General features: G+C 73.6%; 8 protein-coding genes. 7 read left to right on the plus strand and 1 reads right to left on the minus strand.

Annotated features, from left to right (window positions below; all coding sequences use genetic code 11):
• Positions 1 to 26 precede the first annotated feature (26 nt).
• The 6 genes from JOD65_RS20020 to JOD65_RS20045 all read left to right on the plus strand — a co-directional run bounded on the left by JOD65_RS20020 (position 27) and on the right by JOD65_RS20045 (position 9,524).
• The gene (locus JOD65_RS20020; protein WP_204811309.1) at positions 27 to 1,502 is read left to right on the plus strand and encodes an ABC transporter permease; all 1,476 of its coding nucleotides are present in this window, start codon (positions 27 to 29) and stop codon (positions 1,500 to 1,502) included.
• Positions 1,499 to 2,563: an ABC transporter ATP-binding protein gene (locus tag JOD65_RS20025; RefSeq protein WP_191194864.1), complete on the plus strand. Its 1,065-nt coding sequence runs from the start codon at positions 1,499 to 1,501 to the stop codon at positions 2,561 to 2,563. Before JOD65_RS20020 ends, JOD65_RS20025 begins: the two co-directional genes overlap by 4 nt.
• Positions 2,560 to 5,205, plus strand: coding sequence for an AMP-binding protein (locus tag JOD65_RS20030; protein ID WP_191194863.1), 2,646 nt, complete (start codon positions 2,560 to 2,562; stop codon positions 5,203 to 5,205). The genes JOD65_RS20025 and JOD65_RS20030 overlap by 4 nt, the downstream gene beginning before the upstream one ends.
• 68 nt (positions 5,206 to 5,273) lie before the next feature.
• The gene (locus tag JOD65_RS20035) at positions 5,274 to 7,055 is read left to right on the plus strand and encodes an acetyl/propionyl/methylcrotonyl-CoA carboxylase subunit alpha (RefSeq protein WP_307821296.1); all 1,782 of its coding nucleotides are present in this window, start codon (positions 5,274 to 5,276) and stop codon (positions 7,053 to 7,055) included.
• A gap of 127 nt (positions 7,056 to 7,182) precedes the next feature.
• Positions 7,183 to 7,818: a TetR/AcrR family transcriptional regulator gene (locus tag JOD65_RS20040; RefSeq protein WP_191194862.1), complete on the plus strand. Its 636-nt coding sequence runs from the start codon at positions 7,183 to 7,185 to the stop codon at positions 7,816 to 7,818.
• The gene (locus JOD65_RS20045; protein WP_191194861.1) at positions 7,815 to 9,524 is read left to right on the plus strand and encodes an FAD-binding dehydrogenase; all 1,710 of its coding nucleotides are present in this window, start codon (positions 7,815 to 7,817) and stop codon (positions 9,522 to 9,524) included. The genes JOD65_RS20040 and JOD65_RS20045 overlap by 4 nt, the downstream gene beginning before the upstream one ends.
• A 104-nt stretch (positions 9,525 to 9,628) precedes the next feature.
• Here the strand turns inward: JOD65_RS20045 and JOD65_RS20050 are convergent, their stop codons facing one another.
• Positions 9,629 to 10,351, minus strand: coding sequence for a TetR/AcrR family transcriptional regulator (locus tag JOD65_RS20050; protein WP_191194860.1), 723 nt, complete (start codon positions 10,349 to 10,351; stop codon positions 9,629 to 9,631).
• 124 nt (positions 10,352 to 10,475) lie between these two features.
• On the opposite strand from JOD65_RS20050, the gene JOD65_RS20055 reads away from it, so the two are divergent.
• Positions 10,476 to 11,414: an NAD-dependent epimerase/dehydratase family protein gene (locus tag JOD65_RS20055; protein WP_191194859.1), complete on the plus strand. Its 939-nt coding sequence runs from the start codon at positions 10,476 to 10,478 to the stop codon at positions 11,412 to 11,414.
• The last annotated feature ends 64 nt before the right edge of the window (positions 11,415 to 11,478 follow it).

The raw sequence follows: 11,478 nt of genomic DNA on the forward strand, positions 1-11,478 counted from the left end.
GGGCGGCGGTCGCGGTCCTGGCGCTGGTGCCGTTGGCCTACGTGGCCTTCTACGTCGTGGTCATCGGCCCCGTCGACCTCTGGCACCTCCTGGCCCGCCCGCGCATCGCCGAGCTGCTGCGCAACACCGTCACCCTGGCGATCGCGTGCATGGCCGCCACCGCCGCCCTCGGCGTCTCGCTCGGCGTCCTCGTCGAGCGCACCGACCTGCCCGGACGCCGCCTGTGGCACGGCCTGCTCGTCGCACCGCTCGCCGTCCCCGCGTTCGTCAACGGCTACGCCTGGGTCTCGCTGGACCGCAGCGTCCACGGTTTCACCGGCGCCTTCACCGTCGTCACGCTCTCCTACTACCCGCTGGTCTACCTCCCCGTCGTCGCGATGCTGCGCCGCCTCGACCCGGCACTGGAGGAGTCGGCCTGGTCGCTCGGCCACTCCCGCGCGCGCACCTTCCGCACCGTCGTCCTCCCGCAGCTGCGCCCCGCCCTGCTCGGCGGCGCGCTGCTGGTCGGGCTGCACCTGCTGGCCGAGTTCGGCGCGCTGTCGCTGCTGCGCTTCCCGACCTTCACCACCGCCATCTACGACCAGTACGGCTCGACCTTCAACGGCGCCGCCGCCACCGCGATGGCCGTCGTCCTGGTCCTGCTCTGCCTGGTGCTGCTCCTCGCCGAGCTGCGGCTGCGGGGCAACCGGAGGTACGCCCGGCTGGGCCGTGGCGCCGCCCGCGGCGCCGTACCCGTCGCGCTCGGCCCGTGGCGCTGGCCGCTCGTCGGCGTCGTCGGCGCCGTGGTCGTCCTTGCCCTCGGCATCCCGGCCTTCTCGCTGGTGCGCTGGTTGGTCGTGGGCACGTCGACCGAGTTCCCGATGGCCGAGCTGGCCGAGGCGCTCGTCGCGACCGTCGCGCTCGCGCTCGCCGGAGCGGTCGCCACGACGCTCGCCGCGATCCCGGTGGTCTGGCTGGCCGTGCGCCACCGCGGGTGGGCGAGCACCGTGATCGAGCGCAGCACCTACATCGCCAACGCGCTGCCCGGCATCGTCGTCGGCCTCGCCCTCGTCGTGGCGTCGCTGCGCCTCGTGCCGGCGATCTACCAGACCGCCGCCCTGCTCGTCGCGGCGTACGTCATCCTCTTCCTGCCGCGAGCCGTGGTGACGGTCCGCGCCGGGCTGGAGCAGGCGCCCACCGTGCTCGACGACGTCGCGCACAGCCTCGGCACCGGTCCGCTCGCGACCGCACGCCGGGTGACCCTGCCCCTCATCGCGCCGAGCCTCGGCGCGGGCGCCGCGCTGGTCTTCCTCGCGATCTCGACCGAGCTCACCGCGACCCTCATGCTCTCCCCGATCGGCACGCACACGCTGGCCACCGAGTTCTGGTCGGCCTCCTCCGAGCTCCGCTACGGCGCCGCGGCCCCCTACGCGCTGCTGCTGGTGCTCGTATCGATCCCCGCCACGGTGCTGCTGATGCGCTCCGACAGCCCCGCCACCCGCACGGAGAGGGTTCCGGCATGAGCTCGCTCACGATCACCGGCGTCACGAAGTCCTTCGGCTCAGGCGCCTCGGCCACCCGCGCCGTCGACGACGTCACCCTCCACGTGCCGCACGGCTCGTTCACGACCGTGCTCGGCCCGTCGGGCTGCGGCAAGACGACCCTGCTGCGGCTCATCGCCGGCTTCCTGGTCCCCGAGTCGGGCAGCATCGCCTTCGGCGACACGACCGTCGCCGGCGACGGCGTACGCCCCGTGGCCCCGCAGGCGCGGCGCGCTGGCTATGTCCCCCAGGAGGGGGCGCTCTTCCCGCACCTCGACGTGGCCGCCAACATCGCGTTCGGCCTGTCGCGGGATGCGCGCGGAGGCCAGGAGGGTCGCGACCGCGTCGTGGAGATGCTCGACCTCGTCGAGCTGCCGGCCGACTTCCGCGACCGTCGCCCGGACGAGCTGTCGGGCGGCCAGCAGCAGCGCGTGGCGCTGGCCCGCTCGCTCGCGCCGCAACCCGCCGTCGTTCTCCTCGACGAGCCGTTCTCCTCCCTCGACGCCAGCCTGCGCGGCAGCACGTCGCGGGCCGTGCGCCGCGCCCTCGAGGCGACGAACACCACCGCCCTGCTGGTCACCCACGACCAGAACGAGGCGCTCTCGCTCGCCGACCAGGTCGCCGTGATGCGCGCCGGCCGGCTGGTGCAGTCGGCGACACCGAGCGAGGTCTACCTCTCCCCCAACGACCCGCAGGTCGCCGAGTTCGTCGGCCGCGCTGTCGTGCTGCCCGGCACCGCCACCGACGCCCGCGCGACCTGCTCGCTGGGCGAGGTCGTGCTGACCGAGCCGACCACCGGGCCGGTCGCGCTGATGATCCGCCCCGAGCAGGTCTTCGTCGACCTCGCGCACGACGAGGGCGTGCGCGGCACGGTCGAGGAGGTCAGCTACTACGGACACGACTGCGCCGTGCAGGTCCGCCTCGACGACGGCACCTCGGTCCTCGCGCGGATGGCCGGTGTGCGCCACCCCGGCCCCGGCGACACCGTCCACCTGCGCGTCACCGGCCTGGTCCGGGCCTACCACCCGACGGGCACGCCGTGACGCTCACGTCGCCCCAGCCCGCGCTGCACCCCATGCCGGCCCCCGCGCCCGACCTGGCCAGGAGGGTCGCGCCGGCTGACGGCCCGGTCCTCGACCACGCGCGCTTCGGCGCCGCTCCCGCCGTGCTCGCCGGCGACGAGGTCCTCACCCACGCCGACCTCGCCCGGCGGGTGGCAGACCGCGCGGCCACCTGGGGTCCGGCCCGCCGGCTCGTGCTGGTCGAGGGCGCCAACGACCTCGACTCGCTCGTCGGCTACCTCGCCGCCCTCCAGCACGGCCACGTCGCCCTCGTCGTCCCCGACGGCCGGCCCGCCCAGCGCGACGCGACCATCGCCGCCTACGACCCGGACGTGGTGTGCACGCCCGGCACCCGCGACGACGTACGCCGCACCACGAGCGCGCACGACCTGCACCCCGACCTCGCGCTCCTGCTGAGCACCTCCGGCACCACCGGCTCGCCCAAGCTCGTGCGGCTCTCCCGCGACAACGTCGCCAGCAACGCCGCGGCCATCGCCGACTACCTCGCGCTCACCCCCGCCGACCGCGCGGTCACCACCCTGCCGCTGCACTACTGCTACGGCCTGTCCGTGCTGCACTCCCACCTCGCGGTCGGCGCGAGCGTCGTGCTGACCGACCTGAGCGTCGTCGACGCGTGCTTCTGGGACCTGTTCGCACGCACCGGCGTGACCGGCCTCGCCGGCGTGCCGCACACCTTCGACCTGCTGGCCGCGAGCGGCTTCGAGGACCGCGACCTGCCGACGCTGCGACGGGTCACCCAGGCCGGCGGCCGGCTCGCACCGGAGGACGTGCGCCGCTGGAGCCGCTCCGGACGCAGCCGCGGGTGGGACCTGGTGGTGATGTACGGCGCCACCGAGGCCACGGCCCGGATGGCGTGGCTGCCGCCGGACCTCGCCGAGCACCACCCCGACAGCATCGGCGTCGCGATCCCCGGCGGGCACCTGCACCTCGACGAGTCCGTCGACGACCGGCCCGGCGTCGGGGAGCTCGTCTACACCGGCGCCAACGTGATGCTCGGCTACGCCGAGGAGCCCGCCGACCTCGCCCTCCCGCGCGTGACGACCGAGCTGCGCACCGGCGACCTCGCCCGCGAGCACGACGGTCTCTTCGCCGTGGTGGGACGACGCAACCGCTGGGGCAAGGTCTTCGGCCTGCGCATCGACCTCGACGCCGTCGAGCAGGGCCTGCGCGCCGACGTCGACCGGCACGCCCGGGTCGTCGCGACGGACCGCGCCGTCCACGTCTTCCTCACGAGCGGACGCGGCAGCGCCGCCGCGCGCACGCTCGTGGCCGACCGGTGCGGCGTACCCCCGCACGCGGTGCGGGTCACCGTCGTGCCGCAGGTGCCGCTCACGAGCAGCGGCAAGCCCGACTACGCAGCCCTCGGCACGCTCGCCACGCAGGTCGAGCGGGAGGAGGGCGCGACGGCCTCACCCGACCGTCACGCCCGCAGCGTCCGCGCCGACGTGGTCCGCGTGCTCGGCCGCCCCGACGCCACCGACGCCGACTCGTTCGTCTCGCTCGGCGGCGACTCGCTGTCCTACGTCGAGCTCGCGACCCGGCTCGCCGACCACTTCCCGCTCGGGCTGCCCGCCGGGTGGCACGTGCGCGGCATCGGCGAGCTCGAGCGCCTCGCGACGGCCGCCGACGTCCGGAGCGACGCCGACGCCGACGCCGACGAGCGAAGCGGCACCTCCGCGGCCACCGGCCGCCCGCGACGCCGCGCGACGTACCTCGACACGACGGTCGCGCTGCGGGCGCTCGCGATCCTGATCATCGTCGCCAGCCACGTGGACCTCGTCGGCCTCGAGGGCGGCGCCCACCTGCTCCTCGCGCTCGCCGGCTTCAACTTCGCGCGCTTCCAGCTCTCCGCGCCCGGCGGTGCCCGCACCCGGCTGCGGCACGGCCTCGCCGGCCTGGCCCAGCTCGTCGTACCGGCGGTGCTGTGGGTCGGCGGCGTCGCGCTCGTGCTCGGCAGCTACGACCTCACCACCGTCCTGTTCGTCCGCGAGGTGGTCAACGGCTCGGAGTGGGACGACCAGTGGCAGCTGTGGTTCCTCGAGTCGCTCGTGTGGCTCACCGCCGCCGCGCTGGCCGTGACCACGCTGCCGGTGCTGCACCGCCTCGAGCGACGTACGCCGTTCCGCTTCGCGCTCGGCGTGCTGGCCGTGGCGACCGTCGCCCGCATCGCCGAGGTCGGCCTGCGCGCCGGCCCGACCGAGCGCTACACCACGCTCGTCGTGGCGTTCTTCTTCGCCCTCGGCTGGGCGGGCGCGCGCGCCGCGACCACCCGGCAGCGCCTGGTCGTCTCCGGCCTGGCCCTCCTGCTGGTCGTCGGCTTCTTCGGCGAGGTGCACCGCGAGGTCATCGTCGTCGGGGGCTTCCTGCTGATGCTGTGGTGCCCGCACGTGCCGGTCACGCCGCTGCTCGCGCGGGTCGCGGGGGTGCTGGCCACGGCGAGCCTGTTCATCTACCTGACCCACTGGCAGGTCTACCCGCCCCTGGAGGACGCGGGCCACCAGTGGCTCGCGCTTGTGGCGTCCCTCACAGTGGGGATCGCCTACGCGTACGTCGTACGGCCCGTGCACCAAGCAGTCGGTCGCGCCGTGCTCGGGTCGCGGTAGCCTGCCGAACGGTACGCCCTCCGGCTGCCCCCGCCGCCCAGCCCAGTGTCATCGCCAGGAGTCCTCGCGTGAGCTTGAAGAAGGTCCTCATCGCCAACCGCGGCGAGATCGCCGTCCGCGTCATCCGCGCCTGCAAGGACGCCGGGATCGGGTCGGTCGCGGTCTACGCCGACCCGGACCGTGACGCCCTCTTCGTGCGGCTCGCCGACGAGGCCCACTCCCTGGGTGGCGCCACCCCGGCCGAGTCATACCTCGACATCGCCAAGATCATCGCGGTCGCCGAGAAGTCCGGGGCGGACTCGATCCACCCCGGCTACGGGTTCCTCGCCGAGAACGCCGAGTTCGCCCAGGCCGTCATCGACGCCGGGCTGATCTGGATCGGTCCCCCGCCCGCCGCGATCGAGGCGCTGGGCGACAAGGCCCGGGCCAAGCACATCGCCGACAAGGCGAAGGCCCCGCTCGCCCCGGGCACCAAGGACCCGGTCAAGGATGCCGACGAGGTCGTCGAGTTCGCGAAGGCCAACGGGCTGCCGGTCGCGATCAAGGCCGTCTTCGGCGGCGGCGGCCGCGGCCTCAAGGTCGCCCGCACGCTCGAGGAGATCCCCGACGCCTACGAGTCCGCGGTCCGAGAGGCCGTCACCGCCTTCGGCCGCGGCGAGTGCCTGGTCGAGAAGTTCCTCGACAAGCCCCGCCACGTCGAGACCCAGTGCCTCGCCGACCAGCACGGCAACGTCGTCGTCGTCTCCACCCGCGACTGCTCGCTGCAGCGCCGCAACCAGAAGCTCGTCGAGGAGGCCCCCGCCCCGTTCCTCACCGACGAGCAGGTCGCCGAGCTCTACGCGTCGTCCAAGCGGATCCTCACCGAGGCCGGCTACCACGGTGCCGGGACCTGCGAGTTCCTCGTCGCGCAGGACGGCACGATCTCCTTCCTCGAGGTCAACACCCGCCTCCAGGTCGAGCACTGCGTCTCCGAGGAGGTCACCGGCATCGACCTCGTCCGCGAGATGTTCCGCATCGCCGCCGGCGAGGAGCTCGGCTACGACGACCCGGAGATCCGCGGCCACTCGATCGAGTACCGCATCAACGCCGAGGACGGCGGCCGCAACTTCATGCCCGCCCCCGGCACCCTCACCCGCTGGCACGCCCCGGCCGGTCCCGGCGTACGCCTCGACGGCGGATACGACCAGGGCGAGACCATCCCGGGGTCCTTCGACTCCCTCATCGCCAAGCTCATCGTCACCGGCCGCGACCGCACCCAGGCGCTCGAGCGCTCCCGCCGCGCCCTGGACGAGTTCGTCGTCGACGGCATGCCCACCGTCATCCCGTTCCACCGCGCCGTGGTCCGCGACCCCGCCTACGTCGGCGCCTCGACGCCCACCGGCGACGGCGAGTTCACCGTCTACACCCAGTGGATCGAGACCGAGTTCGACAACCAGATCGAGCCGTACGCCGGCGACGCCGGCGAGGCGGAGGAGCAGGGCGAGCGGCAGAAGGTCACCGTCGAGGTCGGCGGCCGACGGCTCGAGGTCGTGCTGCCCGCCGGGCTCGGCGGACTCTCCGCAGGAGGGTCGGGCGGCGCAGGTGGCGCGAAGAAGGCCAAGCGGTCGGCGAAGAAGGCCGGCGCAGCAGCGTCCGGTGACGCCGTCACCTCCCCCATGCAGGGCACGATCGTCAAGGTCGTCGTCGCCGACGGCCAGGAGGTCGCCGAGGGCGACACCATCGTCGTCATGGAGGCGATGAAGATGGAGCAGCCGCTGAAGGCCCACAAGGCCGGCACCGTCACCGGCCTGCAGGCCGAGGTCGGCGCCACCGTCACCAACGGCGCCGTGATCTGCGAGATCAAGGACTGATCGCTCGCGGACGTCATGGCCGCCGGTCGCCTAGGCAGCCACACGCCATGACGTCCCCGCCCGCTCGAGCCGCCGCCCGTGAACCAGTTAGATAGCAAGCACTCACTTTCTATGTGACACTGGTGCGGTGACCACCACCTCCGCCCCGCGCCGTACGCAGGCGCAGCGTCGCGAGGGCACGATCGGCGCGCTGCTCGAGGCGACGGTGACGTGCCTGACCGAGCGGGGGTACGCCGCCACCTCGACCTCCGCGGTCTGCGCGGAGGCGGGCGTGAGCCAGGGCGCCCTCTTCCGCCACTTCCCGACCCGGCAGGCACTGCTGGTCGCGACCGCGGAGCACGTGGCGAACCGCAACGTCGCGGCGTTCCGCGCCACGACCGAGGAAGCGGCCGTCGACACCGTCGACGACGTGGCGGACGTGCTGACCCACCTGCGCGCGGCGGTGCTCTCCCCCACCAACCAGACCTGGCGCGAACTCCTCGTCGCCGCCCGCGCCGACGCCGGCCTCCGCGAGGCGCTGCTGCCGGCGCGCGAGGCGCTGCACGCGCAGATGCTCGACGTGGCCGCCGACCTGTGGGCCGACCGCCTGTCCGCCGACGACCTCCCGGCCGTCCTCAGCATCGTGGTCAACATGCTCGACGGACTCGCCTTCTCCGTCCTCGACCCCGACCCCGCGGCCGCTCCCGGCCGCACCGCCGAGCGGGCCCTGCGCCTGCTCGCCGAGCTGATCGTCCACCGCTACCCCGAGCAGGAGCCCCGATGACCGACCCCACCACCCCCACCGACGGCTTCACCCCCGACGTCATCGTGGTCGGCGCCGGCCTCGCCGGGCTGGTCGCGACCCACGAGCTCGCCCTCGCCGGCAAGCGCGTCCTCGTCCTCGACCAGGAGAACCGCCACAACCTCGGCGGGCAGGCCTGGTGGTCGCTCGGCGGGCTGCTGTTCGTGGACAGCCCCGAGCAGCGCCGGATGGGCATCAAGGACTCCCCCGAGCTGGCCTGGCAGGACTGGCAGGGCTCGGCCCAGTTCGACCGCCTCGGCGACGGCACCGACGGCCCCGGCCGCGGCGAGGATTTCTGGCCGCAGCGGTGGGCGAAGGCGTACGTCGACTTCGCCCACCGTGAGAAGCGCGCCTACCTCCACGACCTCGGGCTCAAGTCGCTCCCCTTCGTCGGCTGGGCCGAGCGTGGGGACGGGCGGGCCACCGGGCACGGCAACTCGGTCCCGCGCTTCCACCTGACGTGGGGCACCGGTCCCGAGGTGGTGCGGATCTTCGCCGAGCCCGTCGAGCGTGCCGAGGCGCAGGGGCTCGTACGCCTCGTGTTCCGCCACCAGGTCGACGAGCTGGTCGTCGAGGACGGCACGGTCGTGGGCGTGCGCGGCACCGTGCTCGCCGACGACGACGCCGAGCGGGGCGTGAAGTCGACCCGCGAGGCGGCCGGCAGCTTCGAGCACCGCGCCGCCGCTGTCGTCGTGACGAGTGGGGGCATCGGCCACAACCACGAGCTGATGCGGCGCAACTGGCCCACCGAGCGCGTCGGCACGGCCCCGGAGCACATGATCTCCGGCGTGCCCGCCCACGTGGACGGACGGATGCAGGGCATCGCCGAGGACGCCGGCGCGACGATGGTCAACAAGGACCGGATGTGGGCCTACGTCGAGGGCATCCACAACTGGGACCCGGTGTGGCCCGACCACGCCATCCGGATCCTGCCCGGCCCGTCGTCGATGTGGTTCGACGCCACCGGCCGGCGGCTCGAGGGCATGTCGGGCGTCCCGGGCGCGGACTCGATCGGCGCGATGAAGCAGATCCTGAGCGCCGGGCACGACTACTCGTGGTTCGTCCTCACCCAGTCGATCATCGAGAAGGAGTTCGCGCTCTCCGGCTCCGAGCAGAACCCCGACATCACCGGCAAGGACCTGAAGTTCCTCGCCCAGAGCCGGCTCGCGAAGGGCGCCCCCGGTCCGGTGGAGGCGTTCAAGGAGCACGGCGTCGACTTCGTCGTGGCCGACACCCTCGCCGACCTGGTGACCGGGATGAACGAGCTCGCCCGCGGGCCGGAGCTCGACGTCGACGACCTCGAGCGGCACATCGTCGCGCGCGACCGCGAGGTCGACAACGCCTTCACCAAGGACATCCAGGTGATGGCGATCCACAACGCCCGCCGCAGCCGCACCGACAAGCTGATCCGCGTCGCGAAGCCGCACAAGATCCTCGACCCGGCGCACGGCCCGCTCATCGCCGTCCGCCTCAACATCCTGTCCCGCAAGACGCTCGGCGGCCTCGAGACCGACCTCGACGGCCAGTGCGTGGCCGCCGACGGCACCCGCGTCCCGGGCCTGTACGCCGCGGGCGAGGTCGCCGGCTTCGGCGGTGGCGGCGTGCACGGCTACAACGCGCTCGAGGGGACCTTCCTCGGCGGCTGCATCTTCTCGGGCCGCGCCGTCGGGCGGGCGCTCGCGCGCTAGCCGCGGCGTTCGACCACCTTCGGCCCAGTCAGTGCGGACTGTGCGTGCACAACGTCATGGCGAGCGGTCGTCCGGACGACCGCTCCTCATGACGTCCGGCCCTTCTACGCCAGACCCACGCTCTCGACGAGCGCGGCGAGGTGGTGCTCGAACAGGTCGGCGGGGTCGGTGAAGGTCGTCGAGCCGTACTGTCCGAACACCTCCCAGGTCACGCACCCGAACAGCGCGGCCCAGGCGAACAGCCCGCGCGCGACCAGCTGCTCCGGCACGGTGAGCCCCATCTGCTTGCGGATCCGGGCCAGGTCGCGCGACAGGCGGCGCGGGGCGAGCGGTGCCTCGTCCAGCGAGATCGCGCCCGCCTGCCAGGCGTCCTCCCAGACCTCGACGAGGCGTACGACGACGCGGGTGCCCGGTCCCGTGGTCTGCTCGGCAGGCGCCTCGTAGCCTGGGACGGGGCTGCCGAAGAGCAGGGCGTACGTCGCCGGCTCGGCCAGGCCCCAGGCGCGGACGGCGCGGCCGATGGCCGTCATCCGGCCCGCGTGGTCGGACCGGTCGACCTTCGCCAGGGCCGCGTCGACGGCGTCGCCGAGCTCGTCGTAGCCGTCGACCACGAGCAGGGTCAGCAGCTCGTCGCGGCTCGCGACGTAGCGGTAGACCGCCGACGAGACGAGCCCGAGGTCGCGCGCGACGGCGCGCAGCGACAGGGCCGCCGCGCCCTCGGTCGCGAGGTGCTCGCGGCCGAGACGGACGATGTCGCGCATCGTCTGGACGCGCGCCCGGGCACGCGGTGAGAGGTTCGCAGGGGTCTCGGACGAGGAGTCGACCATCCGCCCATCCAAGCACAACGAGCGAGCGGTGATACCGAATGTGAGCACTGCTCTTGTTTTGATGCGGCACGCGAGGCATGATGGTCGAAACGAGAGCACCGCTCTCCCAATCCGAGGAGCACCCATGACCGTCCACGTCGTCACCGGAGCCGGCCCCGTCGGCTCGACCGTCGCCCAGCAGCTCGCCGACGCGGGCGAGCAGGTCCGCCTGCTGACCCGCTCGGGCAGCGGCCCGGTGCACCCGCTCATCGACCGCCGCCGCGTCGACGTCTCCCGGCTCGATGCGCTGACCGGGGCCCTCGAGGGGGCGGTCGCGGTCCACCACTGCATCCACGGCTCGGCGTACGACGCCCGCGTCTGGCGCGCCGAGCTGCCGAGGGCCGAGCGGGCCGTCCTCGAGGCGGCCGGTCGCGTCGGGGCGGTCGTGGTCTTCCCCGAGAGCCTCTACTCCTACGGCCCGGTCGACGGCACGATCACCGAGTCGACGCCGCGCACCGCCACCACCGGCAAGCTCGGCGTCCGCACCGAGCTGCTCGCCCAGCGCGACGCCTCCGCCACCCCGACCGTCAGCGTGGCCGCCTCCGACTTCTACGGTCCGCTCGTGCGCAACGCCCACGCCGGCGAGCGCATGGTGCCGACGGTCCTGGCCGGGCGCACGATGCGCGTGGTCGGCAGCCCCGACCAGCCGCACTCCTTCACCTACGTCCCCGACCTGGCCGCCGCGATGGTCGCCGCCGCCGCTCGCCCGGACCTGTGGAACTCGTTCCTCCACGCTCCCACCGCCGCCCCGGTCACCCAGCGGCGGCTCGTCGAGCTGGTCGCCGAGGCGGGCGGCGTGCGCGCCCCCAAGGTGTCGTCGATCCCGGTGTCCGTGCTCGGCGCGGTCGGCCTGGTCTCCCGGCAGATGAAGGAGATGGCCGAGACCGGTTACATGTTCGCGGAGCCCTTCGTCATGGACTCGTCCGCCAGCGAGGAGCGGCTCGGGCTCGGGCCCACCCCGCTGGCCGACGGCCTGGCCCGGACGGTGGCGTGGTGGCGCGCCCAGCAGGAGGAGGCCGCGTGACGAGGGTGCGAGCCGACCGGCGTACGGACGGGTAACCCAGGTCACATCCGTCTCTCGATAGCGT

Source organism: Nocardioides cavernae, assembly GCF_016907475.1.
GTDB classification, from domain to species: Bacteria; Actinomycetota; Actinomycetes; order Propionibacteriales; family Nocardioidaceae; genus Nocardioides; species Nocardioides cavernae.